The following is a 23,680-nucleotide window of genomic DNA, read 5'->3' as shown; positions in this document are numbered from 1 at the left end:
GTTAGCATGACTACCCTCCACGATGTCACAGTCGCCGCGGCCCTGGACCGCATGTACGCCGCGTCCGACGAACAGTTCGCCAAACTGCGTGAGGGCAGAGGCGGCCGATTCGCCGACCTCACCGGTGCGACCTCACAGGAACGCGCCGACGCCCTCAGCGACATCTACATGCCGGTGACGCCGGAAGCCGGCCGGCTGCTCTACTCCCTGGTGCGGGCCACCAAGCCGCACATCGTCGTCGAGTTCGGCATGTCGTTCGGGCTGTCCGCACTGCATCTGGCTTCTGCGGTGCGCGACAACGGTTTCGGCCACGTCTTCACCACCGAGCTCAGCGCGGCCAAGGTCGAGGCCGCCACCAAGACATTCGCCGAGACGGGACTGGACGACGTCATCACAGTGCTGGCCGGTGACGCCCTGGAAACCCTCAAGACCGTCGAGGGCGAGATCGGGCTGGTTCTGCTCGACGGCTGGAAGGAGCTGTACCTGCCGGTCGTCAAACTGCTTGAGCCACAGCTCACGACGGGCGCGTTGCTGGTCGCGGACAACACGTCGATGGCAGACACCCAGCCGTACCTCGACTACGTCCGCGACAATGACAACGGTTACGTCAGCGTGAACTTCCTCGCCCGCGACAGCGACAGCATGGAGATCAGCTGCCGCGTATAGCTCGGTGAGCGCCGACGGCTCCGCTACGGTGCTGAAATGGTGAACTTCGCGCTGCGGTCCTGCGGCCTGCGCGGCCACGCCACGTTCGCTCCCGACGAGCCCGAGCTGCGCGAGCGCCTCCGCGCCGACACCCCGGTAGGAGAGGCGTGGCGGTGTCTGCGATGTGAGACATTCGTCGTCGGCCCGCCGAAAGGGCACGGGCCCGCCGACACCGCTCCCGAAGTTCCGCGGGGGCGGATGCTGCGCGACCGCACGATCATGCGCGTGCTGGCCGTCGAACGCCTGATCCGCGCAGTGGTTTTCGTGGCACTGGCGATCGGGGTGCTGAAAGTCCGCTCGACGCGGTCGCAGCTGCAGGACGCGTTCCAGAAGGACGTGCCCCTCATGCGTCCGCTGGCCGACCAAATCGGTTGGAACATGGACGATTCCAGGATCATCCGGACCATCGATCACGCCTTCTCGCTGTCGGCGACAACGCTCATGTGGATCGCCGTCGGCTTGGCGATCTACGCCCTGATCGAACTGATCGAAGCGGTCGGGCTGTGGCTCACGCAGCGCTGGGGTGAGTACTTCGCGGTGATCGCCACCAGCGTGTTCCTGCCGTTGGAGGTCTACGAACTCACCGAGAAGGTGACCGTGCTGCGGCTGGGGGCCTTCCTCATCAACGTCGCCGCGGTGATCTGGCTGCTGTGGAGCAAGCGGCTCTTCGGGATCAACGGCGGCGGCGCGGCCTACCGCGCCGAACATCACACAGAAAGCCTCCTCAGCGTCGAACGGGCCGGGCTCGCGTCGAGCTAGTGCTCGTCGCGGGCACGCGCCCGGTAGGCCGACGGTGTTTCTCCGCAGAACTGGTTGAAAGACCGGGTGAATGAGCTCAGGCTCTCGAATCCGACAGCGGTCGCGGTCGCCTGCACGGACTGGTCGGGCGCCGCCAACAGGGCCATCGCCCGCAGCATACGGGCATGCAAAAGGTATGTCCGCCAAGAAATTCCGAGCGTTTCGGAGAACAGCCGTCGCAGTGTGCGTTCGGAGACCGATACCGCACGGCTGACCTCCTCGGCTGTCGCCGAGGCCAGATGCTCCTTCGTGTAGGCCAGCGCGGCCGCCACGATCGGATGGTCGGAGGTCGGCAGGCTCAGTGGCGCTTCGTGATCGAGCGCCTCGCCGACCAGATGCGCGAGCGTCGCGAAGAACGTGTCGGAGGTGTCGTCACCGTGGGCCCGGTCGATCGGCCAGCGCAGCCCGTAGATCATCATCTCCCGGATCAGCGGAGAGACTGCGATGATCCGCGCGCGATCACCCGGTTCCGCGATGAGCTGCGCATCGAACATCACCGCAATGGTCTTCACGTCGGGATTCATCACCGCCTGGTGCTCCAGACCCGCGGGGATCCATGCGGCCTGCTGGGGCGGTAGCAGATAGTGGGCGGCGTCGGTCTCCACTTCCACCACGCCGTGCAGCGCATATTCGATCTGGTGGACCTCGTGGGAGTGCCAGCCGGTGATCAGCCCTTCGCCCTGGTAGAGGTAGCTTCCGGCCAACGCCCGGCCGCCACGGCGCAGCTCGATGACCGGCCTGGAGATCTTGGCCGATTCGGCTAAATCTCTGTCCGAAGCTGCAGAGACGGTCACGTTGTCCGACGGTACTACTTGGATATGAAAACCGACGACCTGATCCTGGTGAGCATCGACGACCACGTCGTCGAACCGCCCGACATGTTCCTGCGCCACGTGCCCGCCAAGTACAAAGACGAGGCGCCCATCGTGGTGACCGACGACAAGGGCGTCGATCAATGGATGTATCAGGGCCGTCCGCAGGGCGTCAGCGGGCTCAACGCGGTGGTGTCCTGGCCCGCCGAGGAATGGGGCCGTGATCCGGCCGGCTTCGCCGAGATGCGCCCGGGTGTGTACGACGTGCACGAGCGTGTCCGCGACATGAACCGCAACGGGATCCTCGCCTCGATGTGCTTTCCGACTTTCACCGGGTTCTCCGCACGGCACCTCAACATGCACCGCGAAGAGGCGACGCTGGTGATGGTGTCGGCCTACAACGATTGGCACATCGACGAGTGGGCCGGCTCGTACCCGGACCGCTTCATCCCGATCGCGATCCTGCCGACGTGGAACCCCGAGGCCATGTGCGCCGAGATCAGGCGCGTCGCCGCCAAGGGGTGCCGTGCCGTCACCATGCCGGAACTCCCCCACCTGGAAGGACTTCCGAGCTACCACGACGACGAATACTGGGGTCCGGTGTTCCGCACGCTCTCCGAGGAGAACGTCGTGATGTGCCTGCACATCGGCACCGGGTTCGGGGCCATCAGCATGGCTCCCAACGCGCCGATCGACAACCTGATCATCCTCGCCACCCAGGTCTCGGCGATGTGCGCGCAGGACCTGCTGTGGGGGCCCGCGATGCGCAACTACCCTGACCTCAAGTTTGCGTTCTCCGAAGGCGGAATCGGTTGGATTCCCTTCTATCTGGACCGCAGCGACCGGCACTACACCAACCAGAAGTGGCTGCGCCGCGACTTCGGCGACAAGCTGCCGTCCGACGTGTTCCGCGAGCACTCCCTGGCCTGCTACGTGACCGACAAGACCTCGCTGAAACTGCGCCACGAGATCGGCATCGACATCATCGCGTGGGAGTGCGACTACCCGCACTCGGACTGCTTCTGGCCCGACGCACCCGAGCACGTGCTGGCTGAGCTCAATGCCGCGGGCGCAAGCGATTCCGACATCAACAAGATCACCTGGGAGAACTCCTGCCGGTTCTTCGGCTGGGACCCGTTCGCCCGCACGCCGAAAGACCAAGCCACGGTGAAAGCGTTGCGCGCCAAGGGCGCTGACGTCGACGTGTCCATCCGACCACGGGCCGAGTGGGCGCGGCTCTACGAGCAGAAGCAACTCGCCAGGGCCTGATCACCTCCCCACGCGAGCAGACACTGCGGTACCTCAAACACGGCGTGTCGGGTGCCCCAGTGTCTGTTCGCCGGTACGGCCGAGCTCAGTGCACGATCTCCCATTCGGCCGCGGCATGCTGCTGGCGCCAGAACTCGGCGAACCGGCCACCCGCGCTGAGCAGTTCGTCGACGCTGCCGTCCTCGACGATGCGGCCGCCGTCGAGGAACAGCACCCTGTCGGCGTGCCGGATGCTGGCCAGCCGATGCGCCACGATCACGCGGGTGCGTGGCTGCAGGTCAACCGTCAGTGCGTCCACGACGGCGGCTTCGTTCTCGGTATCCAGTGCGCTGGTCGCCTCATCCACCAGCAGGATCGGGGCAGGTTTGACGAGAGCCCGGGCAATGCTGACCCGTTGGCGTTCGCCGCCGGACAACGCCGTGCCCGCCTCACCGACCGTGGTGGCGTCGCCGTCGGCCATCCGCCCGGTCAGCTCGTCGACCCGGGCCAGTCGCATGGCCGCGGCGAGCCGGTCTGCGTCGGCGGCGGGGTCACCCACCGCAACGTTGTCGCGAATGGACCCGTCGAACAGATACGGGTGCTGGAATACCACACTCGTTGCGGCCCGCCGGGTTTCGGCGTCCAGTGTGGACGCGTCGACGCCGTCGATCAGCACGCGGCCGGCCGTTGGCTGGTGAAGGCCTGCGATCAGGGACAGGATGGTGCTCTTGCCCGATCCGGACGGGCCGACGATGGCCGTCGTGCCGCCTGGTTCGAGCACGAAGCTGACCTTGTCGAGCACCGGGTTATCGCCATAGCCGAAGCTCACCTCGTCGAACTCGACGCGGGGCACGGAGTTCGGTTGCACCACAATGGTTCCGGTGGTGAGCGTTGGCGCGGACAGCACCCTGCCGATCCGCTGCAGGGTGGCGCGGGTCGACTCGATGGCCGGCGCCAGCTCGCTCAGCGCCGTGAAAGGCTCCAGATAGCGGGCGATGACGACGATCAGTGCGATCGCCTCGGGCACACTCAACGCCCCGCGCATGGTGAGCACCGTGGCCATGCCCGCCAACGCGATCACCGCCACCTGGCTGGCCAGGCTGAACAGCAGCTGCCCGGGGATCTGCATGCCCAGTAGCCGCACACTCGCGCCGTGCTGAGCGGCCAGCGCATCACCGACCAGGCTGCGGGCGGGTTCCGTCCGTCGCGCGGCCCGCAAAGCCTGTTGGGTGCGGGCGAATTCGATGATCCGCTCGGTGAATGCGCGGTTGGTTTCGTCGGCGACCGCGTCGGCCTTGCGGCTGCACCGGCCCGACGCCCACAGTGCTCCCAGCAGGACGACCACGCCGGCCAGCGCGGCGAGCCCCAGCGGCGGTGAGACCGCGATCAGTGCGAGCGCGATGGCCGCAGGCAGCAGGACCGCCCCGATGAGCGGCGTGAGCAGATTGACCACGAGGCCGACCAACTCGGGCCCGGTCGCCGCGATTGCTTGGCGGGTGTTGGCGGTGTTGTCGCCGGACAGCCAGTCGAGCCTGATGTTCGGCAGCCGGTTGGCGACATCGTGCTGAGTGTGGTCCAGCACCGCGAAGCCGAGGTCGAATCCGAGCCGAGATGTGACGGTATCGGTCACCCAACCCACGAGCGTCGCGGCGGTCAGCCAGCCCAGCCACGGTACGGCGCCGCCTGGGTTGTCGCTGAAGAGCGCCGCGACCAGTGGCACGAGCAGCACTGTGCCCGAGGCCCGGACCACCACCGATATCAATGTCAGCGCGGCGTAGACGCCGAGCTTGCCGCGCTGGTCGGCGGGGATCAGGGCGATCAGCGTGCGGATCATCGGGCGCCCTCCCCGGCGGTCACGGTGTCGCGGTGTCCGGTCTCCCATAGTTGGTGATAGCGGCCGCCTGCGGCGAGCAGCTCGTCGTGCGTACCGGTTTCGACGATTCGGCCTGCATCGAGCACGACGATTTGATCGGCATGGGTGATGGTGTGCAGCCGGTGCGCGATGACGAGCACCGTCCGGTCGCGGGTCAATCTGTTGAGTGCCTGCTGCACAAGGTATTCCGACTCCGGGTCGGCGAACGCGGTGGCCTCGTCGAGGATCAGTATCTCGGTGTCGGCCAGGATCGCCCGCGCGATGGTCAGCCGTTGCCGTTCCCCACCGGAAAGGGCCGGCGCCGCGCTCAGCGCCGTGTCGTAGCCCTCGGGCAGGCGCAGCACGCGGTCGTGGATCTGCGCGTCGCGTGCCGCGTCCTGCACCCGCTCGATGCCCGCTTCCGGATCGGCGAGCGCAATGTTCTCCGCGACGGTACCCGCAACCAGTTGCGGGTCCTGCAGCACGAAGCCGACACGGCGGTACAGGTCGTCAGCGCTCAGCGTGCGAATATCCCTGCCGCTCAACCGGATCGACCCTTCGCCCACGTCATGGAAACGCGCCAACAGCGCGGCCAGAGTCGACTTGCCTGAGCCGGACGGCCCGACCAGCGCCGTGACGGTTCCGGGCCGCAGCGTCAGCGAGACGTCTTCGATCACCGGAATACCCGTGCGGTACGCGAACGTCACGTGGTCGAACTCCACCACACCCGAATCATTCTGAGGTGCCACCGGATCCGCGATCGCCAGATCCGGCTCGTCCAGTGCGTTCTGGATGCGCCGGGCGGCGGTCATGCCGCCGCGGATCCCGCCCAGGCCATAGCCGATGCCCAGCAGCCGCACACCGAATGTGGTGCCCAGCAACAGGAACGGCAGTAGATCCACCGGGTCCAGCCAGCCGTTGACGATCATCGGGGTGCCGACGGCCACGATCAACCACAGGAACGTGGCCGGCCTGGTGACCAGGTCCATCAGCGACTTCTTGCCGGTGAACGGCCGTTGCCAGGCGACCAGGAATCCGATGTACTCGTCGAGCCGGCGCCGGAAGCTCGAGGCTGCCGCACCACCGAACACCCGCACCACCGGCTGGCCTTCGAGGTAGGCACCGGCCTCGGCGTTCATCCGTTCGGCCCAGCGCTGCGCCTGCGCGATGCGGGGCCCGGATTGGATCGTCATCACCGACATCAACACGAGATAGACCAGCACCGGCACGAACAGCACCGCGGCCAGCCGCCAGTCCACGCTGAACAGATAGATCAACACCGCCAGTGGTGCGATCACCGCGGCGACGGCGTCGGGGATGGCATGCGTGACCAGGTAGTGCAGCGAGAGCGTGTCGTCTTGCACCAGTTGTTTGATCGAGCCCGATCCGCGGGCGGTGAACCAGCCCAGTGGCAACCGGGACATCTTGGCCAGCAACCGGGTACGCAGGTCACGAGCGAAGTTCGCGTCGATCCAGTGCAGCCACAACGTGAGCACCGCAGCGAGGAAGGTGCCCGTGCCGAGCAGTCCGACGGCCGTGAGCCCCAAGGTCCACAGGCGATCCCGGTCGGCTCCGGTCAGCAGGAGCCGAGCCAGTTCGACGAGCAGCAGGTAGGGCGCCAACTGAACCAGCGTGATCATGGCCTGCAGCACGCCGGAGACGATCAGCGGAGTGCGCAGTGGGCCCAGCAGGCGGCCCGCGGCCTGCGCCCGCCAGTTCCCCCGGGGCGCGCTCGGTTTCGGTTCCGGTTGGCTGTCGGTTTGTGCAGCAACGTCTTTGGCGTCGACTGCCGGCGCGTCGCCGCGCTTGGTCCCCATGGCCCGACCCTCGGTCCAGTACGCCTGCGCATGGATCTCCGTCTTGGGAAAGCCGAATTCGTCGCGCAACCGGACCCGTAGATGCTTGAGCGACCCGGCCTCGGGAGTCACCCAGCAGTACCAGTCCGACCAGTCCCTGGCCTCCAACGCTGCCGCGAGTGAAGTCGAGTCGGTGCGGGTGATCCACCGCACGGCCATCCTGGGATGTTCTGCGATCGGGATCAGCAGGTCGGACTCGTCGTGCTGCTCGAGGTAGACCTCGATCGGGATATCGTGCGGGACGGCTTCGATGATGCCGTTGATCGCGGGCGTCGCTGCGGCGTCGCCGATCAGCAGGTAGCCGGCCGGGGGCTCCTCGGGCACACTGAAGCCCGCCGAGCCCAGCGTCGTCACCGGCACGGTCGCGCCCGGTATCGCACCCCTGGCCCATTGCGACGCCGGGCCGGAGGGCTCGTGCAGGACGACGTCGATGGCGAAGTGCCCGGTGCTGACATCGGCGTCGACGATCGTGTAGCCGCGCTGGAATTCGGTCTTGGACCCCTCCGGATCCGGGAACCAGAAGCGCAACCAGGACGTCGGCTCGGCGACCGCATCCTCGAACAGTGTGGGCGAAACCATGTGGACACGCAGGAGATTCGGTGTTCGCCATTCGGTTCCGACGACGGTGGCCTGGTGATCGCGGGCGCCGAAGCTCCGCATGATCGCGCCCTGGAATCCGCGTGCCATCGACGGTCCCCTCCCGGTTGGTCCTGACCACGATATCCCACAAAGTATGGGTAGCCTTACCTACTGTCAACATGACGGTGCCGACACCTCTGTGGTTACAGAGCAACTGCTCTGTTACTGTGGCGTCATGCCGCGCCCACGTGTCCACGATCCGGATACGGTGCTCGATGCCGTCGAATCGTTGGCGGTGACTTCGGGCCTCTCCTCGGTGACCATCCGTGCGGTGAGCTCGGCCGTCGGCGTCTCCAATGGCGCGCTCTACCACCAGTTCGGATCCCGCGGCGGCCTGCTGGCACGCGCGTGGGTGCGGGCGGGTCGCAGGTTCCTGGATCTGCAACGTGAATTGGTGGACGCGGCGTCCAGCGGTACCGACGCCATCGTCGCCGCCGCCCAGACACCCGCCGTATTCGCCGAGGACCACCCGGCGTCGGCCCGGCTCGTGCTGCTGTTCCCGCCGCACGAGATCGCCGCCGTCGGGTTACCCGACGAGCTTGCCGAAGAGCTCGACTCGCTTCAAAAACACTTGCTGACACTGATGATCGAGCTGGCCGAAGCCGCGTGGGGCCGACGCGACCGCGCCGCCGTGGACACCGTCACCACCTGCATCGTCGATCTACCCACCGCTGTGCTGTTGCACCGCGACCGACTCGGCGATCCCACAGCACTGCGTCACCTGCGTGCCGCCGTGCAGGCCGTGCTCGAAATCGGCCCCAGCCCACTCGTCCGACGCAATAGCCCCACCGCAACGAAAGGTGCACCATGACAACCACTCTGGACTTCGACGGCGAGATCGCGGTTCTCGATCTCGGGGATGACGAGAACCGGTTCTCCCCGGAATTCCTCGACGAGGTCGACGCTCAGCTCGACCATGTGCTCGCCAAGGGAGCGCACGGCCTCGTGACGACGGCCGACAGCAAGTTCTACTCCAACGGCCTCGATCTGGATTGGCTTGGCGCACATAGTGATCAGGGCGCGTGGTATGTCGGGCGCGTCCAGGGCCTGTTGGCCCGGATGCTGACGTTCCCGCTGCCGACTGCAGCAGCGGTGGTCGGTCACGCCTTCGGGGCCGGAGCGATGCTGGCCATCGCACACGACTTCCGCGTCATGCGCGCCGACCGCGGCTTCTTCTGCTTCCCGGAAGTCGACATCCGGATCCCGTTCACGCCCGGGATGGCGGCGTTGATCCAAGCAAAGCTGACGCCACAGGCCGCCGTCGCGTCGATGACAACGGGTCGCCGCTTCGGTGGCCAGGATGCGCGGACACACGGACTGGTGGACGCCACCGCACCGGAAGGCGGGGTCACCGTGGCGGCCACCGATCTGTTGCGCCCGTTGCACGGTAAGGACCCCGGCACCCTCGGTGCCATCAAGGACGTCATGTTCGGCCCCGCCGCGCAGGCACTGAAAGCCGACAGCTGACCGGAGCCGAGCCGGTCAGCACATCGCCGGGTGGGGTCTAGTTACCCCACCCGCGTTGGCCGTCCCAGCCTCCGCAGATGCCGTTGAGGCAGCCATGGCCCCAGCCGCCCTGACCAGGGTTCCAGCCACCGCAGCCCTGCCAGCCGGGGCCGCTGTCGCAACCGCCCCCGCCACCGGCGTCACCCCCACCGACCGGGTCGGCAAGCACTACTTGATTCGTTCCGCTCGGGTCGGTCAATGAGGCCGGCGCATCAGCGAGGAGCATGGCCGTCGGTGCGGCGGCAATGGCCGCTGCGGCTCCCGCTACGAATACCGTTCCCGCGAGTTTTCGTATGGTTAGCATGACTCCATAGTCCTCCCCTGTGAGCTCGCTGCCAAGGAATCTGTGAGCACAGACACCCGCGTTGCGGCGAAAGCACAGGTCAGGAGCGTGGACTGAGAAAAACTTTTCAGGCTGGCGGGACAGCCCCCGGGGCCCGGACCACCATGGGAACGGCCGGGAAGTACGACGCCATCTCCGAGCGCGATTTGCGCAGCGCCGCAGTGCCATACCCGCGCTTACGGAAATCGGGGTGAATCCAAATCCGGACGTTCACCTCGCCCCCGCTGAGTTCGCCGAAGACCATTCCGACCTTCTCCGCGCCTTCGATCGCCACGAACCATGCGGCTTCGTCGGCATCCACCCGGGCCAGCGCCGACCGGATCTCGTCGTCGATATCGGCGGCAGGCGCGCCGGACCCGTCTCCGGAAGCCCCGACGTCGGCAGTGCGCGCCTCGAAGATGTCCCGGTCGGTAGCTGCAGAGAAGGACCTGAGCACAAGGGTCTCGCCGGAGCTCGCCGGACGTTCCTGTGCGGTGAACGTCAGCTGACTGTTCAGATCATCGAGTTCCGCGGCGATCTGTCGCCGCGATTCCTTGGTGATCCGGTCGAAGGACAACCCGACGACGGCATCGGCGGCGGTATGCGATGTGTTGAGCAATGTCGCAACAGCGTCGACCGCGGTCTTGCGGTCGTCGGCCTCCACGATCACATCAAGCAGTTCGTGTCGGCGGTTGAGTGCGTTGAGCAGAGCGTCAGCAATCTCACGCCGCGCGGCGGCCTTGTCGTGATCGGTCATGCAGGAAAGCCTAGAGCAGCTCAGTCCGGGCTGCGATGAGTTCACCGCGCCGCGACAAGGTGGGCGGGAACCTCACCGGTTGAAAACGACCGAACTGCATGTCATTCGGTTTGTTTGTATCCGGAAAGTTGTCTGCGGAAATTCATGGGTGATCCATTTCCCGCGACAACAGGGCAGACTCGAAATAGATGCGCCTCGACGCGCGGCCACGCGACTCATGGCGGGCATGATCGTGGCTGTCACGGGGCGGGTGTTCCGCCGGCCGTTCATGGAGCAGGTCGTTCATCATTTCCGCTGGTCGGTACGGAATCGTGAGGATCATGGCTACCCCCCTTCGCTGGCACTGTGTCGGGCAACTCCGCCGTGGCGTCACACTCGCCGGAGGATCATCAGAAAACCACCCCGAATATTCTTAGAGCATCGACCAAATGGATGATTTCGCATAGGATTTTCGGCAGCGCTGAAGAATTGATGACGAACGATGTCGGCTTCGCTGCACGAACGGGAACCCGCACCATGGTCACGCTCGAGGATTTCTCGCGACTCGTAGCGGGCATCTACGCCGCGGCCGCCGCTCCCGAGCGCTGGCAGTCCGCCATCGGCGACATTCACCGGACCATTGGTGGTAACGGCGGGGCGCTGGTGACCGCCGAGAACGCGATCTGGATCATCCAGAACGCCGTTCTCCCGGTCGGCGCCGTAGCAAGTTACACCGAGTACTACAGCCGGCTGGACTACCCGCTGACCGCGGTCGCGAACGGCCCCGTCGGGGTCATTCGCACCGGGGCGGAACTCATTACAGTTCAACGCCATTCAGAGTTCTATACCGACTGGATGCATCCCAACGGTCTGGAAGACGGTCTGCTGGTGCGGCTCAGCGCGGGCGCGCGGCCAAGCTGCTTCATATTGCACACCTCTGTGGTTTCCGAGCCCTTCGACAGTGTCGAGCGGGTTCAGGTTTTCGGCGGTCTCATCCGGCATCTGCAACAAGCGCTGCGCACCCAGCACCACATCGATGGCTTGACGCATACCGGCGCAGATCTGTCCGCCGCATTGGACACCGTGGGAAACGGCATCCTGGTGATCGGAGCCGACCGCCGGGTGCTGAGCCTCAACGGCGCCGCCGAACAGATCGTGCGGGTTGGTGACGGGCTGTCCCTCATCCAGGGACACCTCACCGCCGCCAGCCGTCACGCCGAACAGGCGTTGGGGCTTGCGCTCTACGCCGCGCTCGACGGCGACGCCAACGGTATCCGGCACGGAAACTCATTGATCTGCGAGCGCCCGTCAGGAGCAAGGTCTTTCGTCATTCACGTGCTACCACTGCACACTCTGGAAGAGCCGGGACGGCCACGGGCGATGGTCGTGCTCATCAATCCCGCCCGCGAACCGGAACCCAGCGCCGCGCTTCTTCAGCAACTGTTCCACCTCACCCGAACCGAGGCAGACATCGCGTTGCGAGTGTCGCGCGGCGCCGACCCCAAAACGGTCGCAGAGGAGCTTGCCGTCTCCCTGCCGACTGTGCGGACTCATCTCCGTCGGGTCTTCGACAAGACCGGGACACACCGGCAGGCAGACCTGGTGCGACTGATACTCACGCTGCACCCGTTCACCTCCGTGCCCGAGTCGTGATGGGCAGGCTACTGTCGGAACAGTGTTCGACCAGTACGAGCTGATCGCCGCCGAGTACGCGCAACACTTCACCGACGAGTTCGACGTCAGACCGTTCGACCGCTGCCTGGTGCAGTCGTTCGCCGAACTGGTACTGCGATCGGGCGGCCAAACCGCGCTGGACGTGGGTTGCGGTCCGGGCCAAGCCGCCGCCGAACTCACCCGATTGGGCCTCAGTACCGAGGGTATCGACGGGTCACCTGCCATGATTTCCATTGCCCGCGAGCGGTATCCGCAAGGTCGGTTCCAGGTGGCTGACATGCGCGAGTTGCCGTATCCCGACGGTACTTTCTCTGCGGTGTCTGCGTGGTATTCGATCATTCATACCCCAGCCGATGAGCTTGCGGACCTATTCGCGGAGTTCCGCCGGGTCGTCACCGACCCGGGCTGGTTACTTCTTGGATTCCAAACCGGCTCCCCTCCTTTGTCTTTCGACGAGGCGTTCGGGCATGCGGTCTCGATGACCTTCCTACGGCACGACACAGCCGTCGTGCGCGACGCATTGGCCGCCGCCGGGTTCACCGGGTATGCCACAGCCACCCGTGAGCGCCAACCGCAGCTCAAGGAGACAGCCGACCAGGCATTCGTCATCGCCGCGGTCACTGCCTGATCACGTTCCCGGACAGTCTGTTTCGTCGTCGTCTTGGTTGTCGGTGAAGTAGTGCTGGGGGTGGTGGTAGGTGTTGATGCGGGATTGGCCGGTGTCGAGCAGGGCCGGTGGGATCCATTCGCAGCGGCCGTTGGTGTTGATGTGGGTGGTCCATTTGCCGGGGCCGACGAGGCGTTGATGGGGCCCGCAGCCCAGGGTGAGGTCGGTGATGTCGGTCAGGCCGCCGTGGGCGAAGTCTTGGGTGGCGTGGTGGGCCTGGCTGCGGTTGCCCGCGGCGGTGCAGCCCGGGCAGGTGCAGCCACGGTCGCGGGCGAACAGCATCAACCGTTGCCCTGGTGTGGCGAGGCGTTTGGTGCGGCCCAGGTAGAGCGGCACGTTGGCATGTGTGTCGAACACGGCCAGGTAGTGATGGGCATGCGCCGCGAGCCGGATGAGGTCGCCGATGGGCAGTTTGGTGCCGGTGGCGGTGACCGCTATCCCGGCGCCGGCTTGGAGTTCCTGCAGGGTGGTGGTGACCACGATGGACACCGGTAGCCCGTTGTGCTGACCGAGTTCGCCGGACATCAATGCGTGGCGGCCCAGGGTGAGCAGGGCGTCGTGGGTGCGTTGCCGGGCGGTGCGGGTGTCGGTGTCGATCTGTTCTTGGCTGGGGGTGCCAGAGGTACACGGGGTCGGGTCGTCGGGGTTGCACATGCCTGGGGCGGCCCATTTGCCGGTGATGGCATCGAGGGTGGCGCCCAGCTCGGCGGTGACCCGGCCGCGGATGGTGCGGGTGCCGTCGGGTTCCTGCGGGCCCAGCACGATGCCGCGGGAGCGGGCGGCCAGGTCCTCGATGGGTTCCTCGCCGTCCTGGTTGAGCAGGTACAACGCTTCGGCGATGGCGTGGTGCAGCACATCGGGGCAGTTGCTCGCGGCGACGGCGACCAGTTTTTCCTCCATCTGCTGCCGGCGCTGGGCATCGACCCAGCCGGGGCAGTGGGCGAAGAACGTCTCCAATTCCTCGATGTGGTCCTGGGTCAGCCAGCCGCCGGCTTGGGCGGCGGCGGTGGCGGCTCGGCGTGCCGGGACGGGTTCGCCGGTCAGGGTGTGGCGTGGTCCGAGGTTGATCGCGTCGCGGAAGCGGCGGCGGGCCTCCTTGTGGGAGATGCGTAGCCGGATGCGCAGGGCTTCGGGCCAGGATTTCGTCCCGATCTGCGCGGGGGTGGTCTGCTCGGCCAGGGCGGTGATGGCGGCGTGTTCGGCGGTGGGCAGCAGGTTGTGTGCATCCTGGATTCCCGAGCACACGTCGAGAAGCTCGGCCGGTGACAGTGACCCGAACGGCAGCTCCCGCACCCCCTCGACCGCGGTGCGTAACGCGGCGAGCGCGGCGGCGACCTGCTCCTCCATGCTTCGAACATACATTCGACCCCCGACAAGAACCCACGCGTTGTGACCCCTGGGGCCACATTGACCAAAGTTGTTGGCGCTCAATCGATGGCAGTCGGTCGCTAGGGCCAAGGATCCCGTCGCCATGGGCCAAAAGACCCTATCCGGCCTGCTTCGCCGTCGATAACTTTTCACCAGCCCGCCGCCCGATCCGAAGGGACCCGATCGTGAGCACCATGACCCCCACCTCGCTGCTGTCACCGGCGAGCCTCGACGTGGTGCGGGCGACCGCACCCGTCGTCGCGGCGCATGCCGATGCCATCACCGCACGCTTCTACCCGCGCATGTTCGCCGCCCACCCCGAGCTGCTGCGGGTGTTCAACCAAGGCAACCAGGCCACCGGGGAGCAGAGCAAGGCGCTGGCCGGGTCGGTCGTCGCGTACGCGGTGCAGTTGATCGATCCTGATGCCCCGCCCTTCGACCATGTCATTCGCCGAATCGCCTACAAGCATGTCTCACTCGGGATTCGTCCCGAGCAGTACACGATCGTCGGGGAACACCTACTCGCTGCCGTCGGCGAGGTCCTCGGCGACGCCGTCACCCCGGAAATCGCCGCCGCCTGGAGCGAGGTGTACTGGCTGTTCGCCCTCCAGTTGGTCGCCGAGGAAGCCCGGCTGTACCAGGAGGCCGACATCGACCCGCGCCGGCCGACCCGCCAGTACCGGGTGGTCCGCCGGATCGAGGAGACCGCCGACGTCATCTCCCTCGTGCTGGAGCCGGTCGATGGCGGGAAACTACCCGACATCGCCCCCGGCCAGTACGTCTCGGTGTTCGTCGACCTGCCCGATGGCTCTCGCCAACCTCGTCAGTACACGGTCTCATCCACAGCTGTGCACACCCGGCTGCAGATCACCATCCGGCGGGTTCGGGGCACCAACGGCGCACCCGACGGCATGGTTTCCAGCTATCTGCACGACCAGGTGAAGGTCGGCGATGTCCTGGAGCTCAGCGCACCCGCGGGCGATTTCGTCGTCACCCCCACCGACGGGCCTCTGCTGTTGGCGAGCGCCGGTGCGGGTATCACCACGGTGCTGCCGATCGTCGAGCACATCGCTCGCAACCAGCCGCAGCGCAAGGTGGTCGTCGCGCACGCCGACCGCCGCGCCCAGGACCACGCGCTGCGGGACACCGTGCTGCACCTGGGCCGCGAGCTCGACGATTTCACCGCGTACGCGTGGTACGAGACCGTCGATGACGGTGACACTCGGTCACGGCAGGGGTACATGGACTTGACCGACGTGCCGCTGCCGAACGACGTGCAGGTGTTCACCTGCGGTCCGCTGCCGTTCATGCGGCACGTCAGGACGACGCTGCTGGAGCGTGGCGTACCTGCGACGCGGATCCGCTACGAAGTCTTCGGTCCGGATCTGTGGGCTGCGCAGAGCGCATCCGACGCCTCATCGGATACGACAGCCGGCGGTCCGTACGCTGGCGACCGTGGTTGATCTGCATCCCGACATCGCGGCCTTGGCTCCGCTGCTGGGCACCTGGTCGGGGCCAGGTGCCGGCGAGTACCCGACCATCGAGTCGTTCGACTACGCCGAGGAGATCACCTTCGGCCACGTCGGTAAGCCGTTCCTGGCCTACGGGCAACGCACCAAGGCACGTGCCGATGGCCGTCCACTGCACGCCGAGACCGGCTACCTCCGCGTCCCGTCACCCGGTCGGGTGGAATGGATCCTCGCGCACCCCACGGGCATCACCGAGATCCAGGAAGGATCGCTGACGGTCATCGGTGACATCATCGAGATGGAATTGACCGCTACCCACATCGGGCTCAGCTCCAGCGCCAAAAGTGTTACGGCACTGTCACGTTCGATCAGGGCATCCAGAGAAGAGCTCACCTATACCCTGCAGATGGGGGCCGTGGGCCAACCGCTGCAGCATCACTTGTCGGCGACGTTGAAGAGGGCCCAAACGTGAGCGCAGACGGAAGAATCGCCGTCCCCGGCGACCTCGACGCGGTCACCGACGTCGCGGACGAGGACCACTCGGAGATCGACCCGCAGGCCGTCGAGCGGATCTGGCAATCGGTGCAGTACTGGTACCGCGCGGGCATGCACCCCGCGATCCAGGTGTGCCTGCGGCGCAACGGCAAAGTGATCCTGAACCGCGCGATCGGACACGGCTGGGGCAACGGTCCCGACGACCTGCCCGATGCCGAGAAGATCCCCGTCCGCACCGACACCCCGTTCTGCGTGTACTCGGCGGCCAAGGCCATCAGCACGACAGTCGTGCACATGCTGGTCGAACGCGGGTGCTTCTCCCTCGACGACCGGGTCTGCGACTATCTGCCGAGCTACACCAGCCACGGCAAGGACCGGACCACCATCCGGCACGTCATCACCCACAGTGCAGGCGTCCCGATCCACACGGGTCCGCGTCCTGACGTCACGAGGGTCAACGACAGCGAATACACCCGTGAGCAACTGGGGAACCTCAAGCCGGTGTACCGGCCGGGGCTGGTGCACATCTATCACGGACTGACGTGGGGTCCACTGGTCCGCGAGATCGTCCAGGCGGCCACCGGCCGCAACATCCGCGACATTCTGGCCGAGGAGATCCTCGATCCCCTCGGCTTCCGCTGGACCAATTACGGTGTTGCGCCCGAGGAGGTTTCGCTGGTGGCGCCGAGCCATCCCACCGGCAAGCCGCTCCCGCCGCCGATCGCCGCGGCATTCCGGGCCGCGGTCGGCGGCACGCTGGACCGGATCATCCCGCTGAGCAACACGCCGCTGTTCCTCACCAGCGTCGTGCCGTCCTCCAGCACCGTCTCCAACGCCGACGAGCTCTCCCGCTTCGCCGAGATCCTGCGTCGCGGAGGCGAACTCGACGGGGTACGAATCATGCGGCCCGAAACGCTGCGCGCCGCAACCAAACCGGCCCGGCGGATGCGACCGGACGTGGCGACCGGTCTCAAGCCGATGCGCTGGGGCACCGGCTACATGCTCGGCGGCAAACGGTTCGGGCCGTTCGGGAAGAACACCGAGTCGGCGTTCGGGCACACCGGCCTTGTCGACATCGCGGTGTGGGCGGACCCGGCGCGTGCGCTGTCCGCGGCGATCGTCAGCAGCGGCAAGCCCGGCGGCCATCGCGAGGCCAACCGCTATCCGGCCGTGCTCGACCGCATCGCCGCCGAGATCAGCTGAGTCAGCGCAGCTGCTGGCCGTACACCTTCTCCACGGACAGCGCCATCAGAATGCGCTGATCCGACACCATGGCGGCGCGGTATTCATCCCAGTCGGGGTGCTCACCCGCCGCTGCGCGGTAGTAGTCGACAAGCGCCTGAACCTCGGGGCCGTGCGGATCGGAACCGGGGCCGGTCAGGGTCACCGAGCCTTCCGCGGTTGCCCAGGCCCACCGGTCGTCGCGGGTGACCTCGACGACCGCGCGGGGATCGCGCCGCAGGTTGGCGGTCTTGGCCAGCCCCGCCCTGATCGACACATAGACCACGTCCGCGTCACGGTCGTAATACGGCGTCACCGGAGACAGCTGCGGCATGCCGTTGGCTTTAATGGTGGCGAGTACACCCAGCCGGGCCTCGGCCAACAGGTCGCGTGGATCGAACACAGTATCGGTCACAACGATGGGCAACCCGTGACCCGATGCCCATATTCCAGGGGAGACGAGAAATGTCCGACGAATCGCTGCACGACGACCTTGCCGAACTGCTGCGCCGCCGGGCACTGACCCAGGACGCCGCGCGCCCCGACGCGGTGGCCCGTCGTCACGACGGCGGTGCGCGCACTGCGCGGGAGAACATCGACGACCTCGTCGACCCTGGATCATTCGTCGAGTACGGCCGCTTCGCGATCGCCGCGCAGCGTCAGCGTCGCGATCTCGACGACCTCATCGCCCGTACCCCGGCTGACGGGTTGGTCGCCGGGACTGCCCGCATCGACGGCGCCGCGTGCGCGGTGCTGTCCTACGACTACACCGTGCTGGCCGGAACCCAGGGCGCACTCGGGCACCGCAAGAAGGACCGGCTGTTCGATCTCATCGAGCGGATGCAGTTGCCGACGGTGTTCTTCGCCGAAGGTGGCGGCGGCAGGCCCGGTGACACCGACTATCCGACGGTGTCCTCCCTGGAAGTCAAGGCCTTCGCGCTGTGGGCCGCACTGTCCGGCATGGTGCCGCGGATCGCGGTGGTCAATGGCCGATGCTTCGCGGGTAACGCGGTGATCGCCGGGGCCGCCGATCTGATCGTCGCCACCGAGAACAGCTCGATCGGGATGGGTGGGCCGGCGATGATCGCCGGTGGTGGCCTGGGCGACGTCGCGCCCGACGACGTAGGGCCGGTCTCGGTGCAGGCGCCCAACGGCGTCGTCGATGTCGTGGTGTCCGACGAGGCACACGCCGTCGCCGTCACCCGCACGCTCCTGGGTTACTTCACCGGCCCGGCCTCTCCCTGCGCCGTCGCGGACCAAAATGCCCTGCGCACAATGGTTCCCGAGCGGGCCCGGCGCGCCTATCCGATCGGCCCGATCATCCAGACGCTCGCCGATTCCGGCACAGTCACCTTCCTGCGGGAGAAGTTCGCCCCGGAGATGGTGACGGCACTGGCCCGCATCGACGGCAGACCGGTGGGCATCATCGCGAACAACACCATGGTGAAGGCCGGTGCGATCACGGCCGCTGCGTCGGACAAAGCGGCGCGATTTCTGCAGTTGTGCAACGCATTCGGGATTCCGGTGGTGTCACTCGTGGACTGCCCGGGGTACATGGTCGGCCCGGCCGCGGAGGCCGAAGCCCTGGTGCGGCGCGGCTCCCGGCTGCTGGTGGCCGGGGCGGCACTGACGGTACCGCTGGTGGCTGTGATCCTGCGCCGGGGTTACGGCCTTGGCGCACAAGCGATGTGCGGCGGCAGTCTGCACGAGCCGCTACTGACCGTGGCATGGCCGGGCGCACATCTGGGTCCGATGGGACTGGAGGGCGCGGTCCGGCTCGGCCTGCGCAAGGAGTTGGAAGCCATCGCCGACGAGCACGAACGAGAGCAAGCGGTCCGCGCGGCGACCGCCGCAGCCGAGCGAAATGCACGGGCGCTCAACTCGGCGTCGATGTTCGAGATCGACGATGTCATCGACCCGGCGGAGACCCGCACGCTGATCGCCGCGACGTTGGCGGCGGCCGCTGCGCACCCGCGTCCCGCGGCCACCAGAAGGTTCGTCGACACCTGGTAATCGTTGACTACACGCTGTAGTAGACGTAGCGTCCGAAGTGTGAAGCAATGGAGCTTTGCACAGTGGGGATTGTTGGTGATCGCCCTGTTCCACGTGGTCCAGGCGGTCGTCGGATTCATTGCCGAGCCGAGTTTCGCCACCGGCCCCGGTGCCCCCACCGTGCAGATCATGGGGATGGATTACAACGGTTGGCATGCCGTCGCCGGGCTCGCCCTGTTCGGCCCGGGCCTGGTGTTCTGCCTGCGGAAGTCATGGTCGGTGCTGTACCTGTTGCTGGCGGCGGTCGCCGGTGCCCTGCCGGGCATCTGGGCGTTCTTCTCCAATCAGGTGGCCTTCGTGTTCAGCTTCCCGAACAACACCACCGACGCGGTCGTGCACATGGTCACCGCGGCCATCATGCTCGCCGTGGCCGCCGTGCAGATCCGGCTCGACGGCGGCCTCCGCAACTCATTGGCCGACCTGCGGCAGAAGCCGTGATTAGGTGCTCAATGTCCGTGCGGGTCAGCGTTGTTGAGCGTGGCAACCACCTGGTCGTAATCGCCGCGGGCCTCGCCGTACCGGAGGAACTTCACCCGCTCGACCTGAATCTCCTTGGCATCAGGCTGGGTTTCCAGTAGGACGACGACCTCGCTGACGAATTCGTCGAGCGGCATCGCGAACCGGCTTTCGCGCTGGCCCGGCAGCAGGTCGGTGGCCACCGAGGGCGGCACGAGTTCGACGAGTTTGACGCTGGTGTCGGACAACTGCAGCCGCACCGACTCGGTGAGCATGTGCACAGCCGCCTTGGACGCGTTGTAGCTCGGCGTCGCGCGCAGCGGGGCGAACGCGAGGCCCGAGGACACCGTGACGATCGTCGCGTCCCGCTGGGCCTGCAGATGTTCGATGAACGCGGCGATAAGCCGGATGGGCCCAAGCACATTCGTGGTGATCACGCGTTCGGCTGAGGCCAGGAACAAGTCGGGATCGCGCCAGTCCTCGACGGCCATGACACCGGCCATGGCGATGACGACATTGAGTTCCGGGTGCTTGCCCACCACGGTCGCGGCGGCGGCCCGGACGCTCTCCGGGTCGGTCGTGTCGATCTGCACGGTGTCGAGTTCGGGGTGCTCGGTGGCGATCTCGTCGAGCAGTTCGGTGCGCCTGCCGCCCACGATGACGGTGTTGCCCTTGGCCTGCAAGGCTGTTGCCAATGCCAGGCCGATGCCGCTCGTCGAGCCGGGGATGAAGATGGTGTTGCCGGAAATCTGCATGTGACTGCCTTCCTGTCTTGACTGCCAGCGTTGCAGCACGCCAGCAATAAGTCACATGCATCTTTACGATGCTCAATATGCACACGACGCATATAGGGCGGGCGGATCTCAACCTCATTCCCCCGCTGGTGGCGCTGCTGGAGGAACGGCAGGTGTCCCGAGCGGCCACGCGTGTCGGTTTGAGCCAGCCCGCCATGAGTCGTGCCCTGCACCGGCTGCGGCGTCTGCTCGACGATCCGCTGTTGATCCGCGACACCGCCGGCTACCGGCTGACCTCGCGTGCCGAGGCCATCCAGGCCCAACTCGACGTGGTGCTCCCTGCGCTCGAAGCCCTTTTCGCACCCGATCAGTTCGATCCCGCAAGCTCGTCGCGACCGGTGACTCTTGTCGGCACCGACTATGCCGTGCAGGCGTTCGGCTCTGCGATCTGCCGGGAGATAGCGCGCCAGGCGCCCCGAGCTCCGGTGCGTTTCCACAGCTGGCGCGAAGGGGTGACAGAGCAGATCCGCAACTCGACGATCGATCTGGGCCTCTACGGCGGCCAGACGACCGACGAGATGCGCTCCGAGCAATTGTTCGTCGAGCGCTTCGTGTGCGTGGTTGCTGCCGACCACCCATTGGCCGATGCAGGCGGAATCACACTGCGCGACTACCGGGATGCCCGCCACGTCATCGTCGACGTACACGACGGCGGACAACCCGATGTCGACCTTCCGCTCGCGAAGCTGGGCGTGGTCCGCGATCCAGCCGTCACGGTTGCCTACCACGCTGCGGCCTCGCAGTTCCTGCCCGGCACCGATCTGGTCGCCACGCTGCCGAGACAGCTCACCGGCGCCTTCGCGACGCCGGACGCGCTCGTGGTGCTGGATGCGCCGGACGAGATCGCGACGATGCCGTACTGCATGGTCTGGCACCCGGCCTTCGATGACGATCGGCGGCACCGTTGGCTACGCACGTCGGTGCGTTCTGCTGTCCGCCAGACCGTGGGGTGATGCCCACAGCGTGAGTTTGCTGTCATACCGTCTATCTAGTCGGCACGACGTCAAGGGAGACGCGAATGGCGAACCGGTTACAGGCCGTGCGGGAGAGAGCGATGTCCGGCTGGGCAGCGGCGCGCACCCGCAAGACCAGCCCGTCACCGCTCGAACCACCGTGGACACCGAAACCTGCGAGCTACGGCGTCGGGGTACATCACAACGTCGCGGTCACCGTGCGCGACGGCACCGTGCTCCGGGCCGACATCCACTACCCGACCATCCCCGAGACCGGCGAAGCCGCCCCGGGCCCGTTCCCGGTTCTGCTGTCCATCACGCCCTACGGCAAGAAGGCTCCGCCACCGGCCGCGCAGATCGGCGGCGGCGCAACCCGGTATCTGATCCGGCGCGGCTACATCGAGGTGATGGCCGACGTCCGCGGCACCGGGGTGTCGGGCGGATCGTTCGAGATGCTCGGTGCCGAGCAGGTCACCGACGGCGTGGACCTGGTCAACTGGGCCGCCCAGTTGCCGAATTCAAACGGACGCGTCGGCATGTTCGGCATTTCCTATCTGGCGATCAACCAGTTGCTGACCGCCGCCGCGGTCGGCCCGGGTTCACCGCTCAAGGCGATCTTCCCGGTGATGGCCGCCAACGACTTCTATCGCGACGTGGTCACCATGGGCGGCGTGCCGCACATGCGCACGGTGCAGGCCTATGGCGCGGTGTATTCGCTGCTCAATGTGGTCAACTCGACGCTGGAGTTCGCCAATCGCGGGCCGCACGAACGTCCGCGGGCAGGCGGACTGGCCGGGGTGCGCCAGCGCGGACGCGATCAGCGACAGTACTTCAAGACGATGACCGCCGACGCGACGGCCGGCGGGGACACCGCGTTCGACGGCCCGTTCTGGGACGGCATGCGAGCCAGCGACGTCTTGCCGAAGATCGTCGAGAACGACGTGGCCGTGTTCCTCGTCGGCGGCTGGCACGACGCGTTCCAGCGCGGTGCCCCACTCAATTACGCCGCTCTGCAGAACGCCTTCGCGGGCCGGCCCGCCGACGCGCCCATGCAGCCGGGACAGCCGACCTCCGAGCGCATCCAGCTGATGATGGGCCCCTGGTACCACGTGTCGGACCTGGACGGTCTGCATCTGCACGCCCTACAGCTGCGTTGGTTCGACCGGTGGCTCAAGGACTCCGACGATGCCGCGGTGACGGGTACGCCGTTGCGGTTCCAGGCGATAGGCGGCTCGCAGTGGTTCCACACCAGCGAATACCCGTTCCCCGAGGCCACACCCACGCCGTTCTTCCTCGCCGACGGCGGTGTGCTGCAGGCCGACGCCGATCCCGACGTGACCGAGGCGACGCTCCGCTACACCGCACGTGGGCCGATCTCCGGGCGCAGCCTGGAGCAGTGGAGCCTCGGGATGGGCAGCTTCATGGTGTCCCAGACCGGCAGGCGCATCCGCTACGACCTCGACAACAGCAAACCTCATCGGGAGGCGCTGACCTACACCACGACGGCGTTCGAGACCCCGCAGTTGGTGGCGGGGCCGGTAGCGCTGACCGTGTACGCACGGGCCAGCACGTCAGAGACACTGTGGGTGGCCTATCTGGACGACGTGTCCCCCGACGGCGTGAGTCGGCCACTGACCGAGGGCGCTCTGCTGGGTTCCCACCGCACGCTCGATCCCGACAAGACGTGGTATCTGCCCGACGGCACGGTGCTGCGGCCCCACCACTTCAGCACCCGGGCTGCCGCCGTTCCGGTGGTGCCCGGGGAACTGACGCGCTACGACCTCGAGGTGTTCCCCACCGCCGCGCTGATCGAGCCCGGACATCGGTTGCGGCTGACCCTGACCACCTACGACTTTCCGCATCTGGTGCCGACCAGACCGGCCCGGCGCGCCCTGACCGGCGGGGTCTATCAGGTCCGCCAGGGCGGGGAGTCGCCGTCGCGGATCGTGATCCCGCTGGCAGATCCGGCGGTGTTCGGCTGAGGTTCCGACCCCCAATGGCCAGTTACTGCACGACTTTTCGCGAAATGCGGGCAACAACTGGCCAGTCGGCGACGA

At 66.7% G+C, this 23,680-nt stretch carries 22 protein-coding genes; 14 read left to right on the top strand and 8 right to left on the bottom strand.

All coding sequences use genetic code 11. The annotated features are described in order from the left end of the window. Positions 1-6: 6 nt before the first annotated feature. A complete protein-coding gene (locus tag BTO20_RS01665) occupies positions 7-666 on the top strand; it encodes an O-methyltransferase (protein WP_198344221.1) in 660 nt (219 codons plus the stop codon). Between the two features lie 36 nt (positions 667-702). Beyond that, on the top strand, positions 703-1,464 hold the full coding sequence (locus tag BTO20_RS01660; protein ID WP_087072835.1) for a DUF2127 domain-containing protein: 762 nt from the start codon (positions 703-705) through the stop codon (positions 1,462-1,464). On the opposite strand, the gene BTO20_RS01655 is transcribed toward BTO20_RS01660, so the two are convergent. Continuing rightward, on the bottom strand, positions 1,461-2,297 hold the full coding sequence (locus tag BTO20_RS01655) for an AraC family transcriptional regulator (protein ID WP_087072833.1): 837 nt from the start codon (positions 2,295-2,297) through the stop codon (positions 1,461-1,463). The genes BTO20_RS01660 and BTO20_RS01655 overlap by 4 nt on opposite strands. Positions 2,298-2,321: 24 nt before the next feature. Here BTO20_RS01655 and BTO20_RS01650 point away from each other — a divergent pair, with 24 nt between their 5' ends. Next, positions 2,322-3,584: an amidohydrolase family protein gene (locus BTO20_RS01650; protein ID WP_087072831.1), complete on the top strand. Its 1,263-nt coding sequence runs from the start codon at positions 2,322-2,324 to the stop codon at positions 3,582-3,584. Between the two features lie 85 nt (positions 3,585-3,669). Here BTO20_RS01650 and BTO20_RS01645 read toward each other — a convergent pair whose 3' ends face one another. After that, positions 3,670-5,397, bottom strand: coding sequence for an ABC transporter ATP-binding protein (locus tag BTO20_RS01645; protein ID WP_087072829.1), 1,728 nt, complete (start codon positions 5,395-5,397; stop codon positions 3,670-3,672). After that, the gene (locus BTO20_RS01640) at positions 5,394-7,958 is read right to left on the bottom strand and encodes an ABC transporter ATP-binding protein/permease (protein WP_087072827.1); all 2,565 of its coding nucleotides are present in this window, start codon (positions 7,956-7,958) and stop codon (positions 5,394-5,396) included. The genes BTO20_RS01645 and BTO20_RS01640 overlap by 4 nt, the downstream gene beginning before the upstream one ends. Before the next feature lie 127 nt (positions 7,959-8,085). On the opposite strand from BTO20_RS01640, the gene BTO20_RS01635 reads away from it, so the two are divergent. Further along, positions 8,086-8,721 (top strand): TetR/AcrR family transcriptional regulator, encoded by a 636-nt coding sequence (locus BTO20_RS01635; RefSeq protein WP_087072825.1) that lies wholly within the window; start codon positions 8,086-8,088, stop codon positions 8,719-8,721. Continuing rightward, entirely contained in the window at positions 8,718-9,377 is a 660-nt protein-coding gene (locus BTO20_RS01630) for an enoyl-CoA hydratase-related protein (RefSeq protein ID WP_087072824.1), read from the top strand. The genes BTO20_RS01635 and BTO20_RS01630 overlap by 4 nt, the downstream gene beginning before the upstream one ends. A 37-nt stretch (positions 9,378-9,414) precedes the next feature. Here BTO20_RS01630 and BTO20_RS01625 read toward each other — a convergent pair whose 3' ends face one another. Then, the gene (locus BTO20_RS01625) at positions 9,415-9,720 is read right to left on the bottom strand and encodes a hypothetical protein (protein ID WP_087072822.1); all 306 of its coding nucleotides are present in this window, start codon (positions 9,718-9,720) and stop codon (positions 9,415-9,417) included. A 106-nt stretch (positions 9,721-9,826) separates the two neighbouring features. Further along, positions 9,827-10,495 carry a GNAT family N-acetyltransferase gene (locus BTO20_RS01620; RefSeq protein WP_087072820.1) on the bottom strand — a complete coding sequence of 223 codons (669 nt, stop codon included), beginning with the start codon at positions 10,493-10,495 and terminating at the stop codon, positions 9,827-9,829. 471 nt (positions 10,496-10,966) lie between these two features. On the opposite strand from BTO20_RS01620, the gene BTO20_RS01615 reads away from it, so the two are divergent. Together BTO20_RS01615 and BTO20_RS01610 are read left to right on the top strand one after the other, a co-directional pair. Continuing rightward, entirely contained in the window at positions 10,967-12,127 is a 1,161-nt protein-coding gene (locus BTO20_RS01615; protein ID WP_232491010.1) for a helix-turn-helix transcriptional regulator, read from the top strand. Between the two features lie 22 nt (positions 12,128-12,149). Then, positions 12,150-12,776, top strand: a complete 627-nt coding sequence (locus tag BTO20_RS01610) for a class I SAM-dependent DNA methyltransferase (RefSeq protein WP_087072818.1) — start codon at positions 12,150-12,152, stop codon at positions 12,774-12,776. Here the strand turns inward: BTO20_RS01610 and BTO20_RS01605 are convergent, their stop codons facing one another. Then, positions 12,777-14,162, bottom strand: a complete 1,386-nt coding sequence (locus BTO20_RS01605) for an HNH endonuclease signature motif containing protein (protein ID WP_087072816.1) — start codon at positions 14,160-14,162, stop codon at positions 12,777-12,779. A gap of 215 nt (positions 14,163-14,377) precedes the next feature. Here BTO20_RS01605 and BTO20_RS01600 point away from each other — a divergent pair, with 215 nt between their 5' ends. Genes BTO20_RS01600 through lipE form a run of 3 tightly spaced genes read left to right on the top strand, consistent with a single transcriptional unit; the run spans position 14,378 to position 17,350 of the window. After that, positions 14,378-15,646, top strand: a complete 1,269-nt coding sequence (locus BTO20_RS01600; protein WP_087081445.1) for a globin domain-containing protein — start codon at positions 14,378-14,380, stop codon at positions 15,644-15,646. Further along, positions 15,639-16,124, top strand: a complete 486-nt coding sequence (locus BTO20_RS01595; protein ID WP_087072814.1) for a peroxynitrite isomerase — start codon at positions 15,639-15,641, stop codon at positions 16,122-16,124. Before BTO20_RS01600 ends, BTO20_RS01595 begins: the two co-directional genes overlap by 8 nt. Beyond that, the gene (lipE, locus tag BTO20_RS01590) at positions 16,121-17,350 is read left to right on the top strand and encodes a lipase LipE (RefSeq protein WP_087072812.1); all 1,230 of its coding nucleotides are present in this window, start codon (positions 16,121-16,123) and stop codon (positions 17,348-17,350) included. Before BTO20_RS01595 ends, lipE begins: the two co-directional genes overlap by 4 nt. Position 17,351: 1 nt before the next feature. Here lipE and BTO20_RS01585 read toward each other — a convergent pair whose 3' ends face one another. After that, positions 17,352-17,783, bottom strand: coding sequence for a PPOX class F420-dependent oxidoreductase (locus BTO20_RS01585; RefSeq protein WP_087072810.1), 432 nt, complete (start codon positions 17,781-17,783; stop codon positions 17,352-17,354). 50 nt (positions 17,784-17,833) lie between these two features. Between BTO20_RS01585 and BTO20_RS01580 the strand changes: the two genes are divergently transcribed. Continuing rightward, the gene (locus BTO20_RS01580) at positions 17,834-19,381 is read left to right on the top strand and encodes an acyl-CoA carboxylase subunit beta (RefSeq protein ID WP_087072808.1); all 1,548 of its coding nucleotides are present in this window, start codon (positions 17,834-17,836) and stop codon (positions 19,379-19,381) included. 39 nt (positions 19,382-19,420) lie between these two features. Continuing rightward, complete coding sequence (locus BTO20_RS01575) at positions 19,421-19,858, top strand: DUF4383 domain-containing protein (protein ID WP_087072805.1); 438 nt, start codon at positions 19,421-19,423, stop codon at positions 19,856-19,858. An 8-nt stretch (positions 19,859-19,866) separates the two neighbouring features. Here BTO20_RS01575 and BTO20_RS01570 read toward each other — a convergent pair whose 3' ends face one another. Next, the gene (locus tag BTO20_RS01570) at positions 19,867-20,631 is read right to left on the bottom strand and encodes an SDR family oxidoreductase (protein ID WP_087072803.1); all 765 of its coding nucleotides are present in this window, start codon (positions 20,629-20,631) and stop codon (positions 19,867-19,869) included. Between the two features lie 77 nt (positions 20,632-20,708). Between BTO20_RS01570 and BTO20_RS01565 the strand changes: the two genes are divergently transcribed. Both BTO20_RS01565 and BTO20_RS01560 read left to right on the top strand, forming a co-directional pair. Continuing rightward, positions 20,709-21,623 (top strand): LysR family transcriptional regulator, encoded by a 915-nt coding sequence (locus BTO20_RS01565; RefSeq protein ID WP_198344220.1) that lies wholly within the window; start codon positions 20,709-20,711, stop codon positions 21,621-21,623. A 65-nt stretch (positions 21,624-21,688) separates the two neighbouring features. Then, a complete protein-coding gene (locus BTO20_RS01560) occupies positions 21,689-23,605 on the top strand; it encodes a CocE/NonD family hydrolase (protein ID WP_087072798.1) in 1,917 nt (638 codons plus the stop codon). Positions 23,606-23,680: the final 75 nt, after the last annotated feature.

It is taken from the genome of Mycobacterium dioxanotrophicus (assembly GCF_002157835.1).
GTDB lineage: Bacteria > Actinomycetota > Actinomycetes > Mycobacteriales > Mycobacteriaceae > Mycobacterium > Mycobacterium dioxanotrophicus.
The sequence above is the reverse complement of the archived record's forward strand: the minus strand, read 5'-3'. Positions and strand labels throughout refer to the sequence as shown.

What these genes read in the sequence shown, in the direction of transcription:
- BTO20_RS01665 (WP_198344221.1), top strand. Translation starts at nt 7, where the DNA reads ATGACTACCCTCCACGATGTCACAGTCGCCGCGGCCCTGGACCGCATG.
- BTO20_RS01660 (WP_087072835.1), top strand. Translation starts at nt 703, where the DNA reads ATGGTGAACTTCGCGCTGCGGTCCTGCGGCCTGCGCGGCCACGCCACG.
- BTO20_RS01650 (WP_087072831.1), top strand. Translation starts at nt 2,322, where the DNA reads ATGAAAACCGACGACCTGATCCTGGTGAGCATCGACGACCACGTCGTC.
- BTO20_RS01645 (WP_087072829.1), bottom strand. Translation starts at nt 5,397, where the DNA reads ATGATCCGCACGCTGATCGCCCTGATCCCCGCCGACCAGCGCGGCAAG.
- BTO20_RS01640 (WP_087072827.1), bottom strand. Translation starts at nt 7,958, where the DNA reads ATGGCACGCGGATTCCAGGGCGCGATCATGCGGAGCTTCGGCGCCCGC.
- BTO20_RS01635 (WP_087072825.1), top strand. Translation starts at nt 8,086, where the DNA reads ATGCCGCGCCCACGTGTCCACGATCCGGATACGGTGCTCGATGCCGTC.
- BTO20_RS01630 (WP_087072824.1), top strand. Translation starts at nt 8,718, where the DNA reads ATGACAACCACTCTGGACTTCGACGGCGAGATCGCGGTTCTCGATCTC.
- BTO20_RS01625 (WP_087072822.1), bottom strand. Translation starts at nt 9,720, where the DNA reads ATGCTAACCATACGAAAACTCGCGGGAACGGTATTCGTAGCGGGAGCC.
- BTO20_RS01620 (WP_087072820.1), bottom strand. Translation starts at nt 10,495, where the DNA reads ATGACCGATCACGACAAGGCCGCCGCGCGGCGTGAGATTGCTGACGCT.
- BTO20_RS01615 (WP_232491010.1), top strand. Translation starts at nt 10,967, where the DNA reads ATGACGAACGATGTCGGCTTCGCTGCACGAACGGGAACCCGCACCATG.
- BTO20_RS01605 (WP_087072816.1), bottom strand. Translation starts at nt 14,162, where the DNA reads ATGGAGGAGCAGGTCGCCGCCGCGCTCGCCGCGTTACGCACCGCGGTC.
- BTO20_RS01600 (WP_087081445.1), top strand. Translation starts at nt 14,378, where the DNA reads ATGACCCCCACCTCGCTGCTGTCACCGGCGAGCCTCGACGTGGTGCGG.
- BTO20_RS01580 (WP_087072808.1), top strand. Translation starts at nt 17,834, where the DNA reads ATGTCCGACGAATCGCTGCACGACGACCTTGCCGAACTGCTGCGCCGC.
- BTO20_RS01570 (WP_087072803.1), bottom strand. Translation starts at nt 20,631, where the DNA reads ATGCAGATTTCCGGCAACACCATCTTCATCCCCGGCTCGACGAGCGGC.
- BTO20_RS01565 (WP_198344220.1), top strand. Translation starts at nt 20,709, where the DNA reads ATGCACACGACGCATATAGGGCGGGCGGATCTCAACCTCATTCCCCCG.
- BTO20_RS01560 (WP_087072798.1), top strand. Translation starts at nt 21,689, where the DNA reads ATGGCGAACCGGTTACAGGCCGTGCGGGAGAGAGCGATGTCCGGCTGG.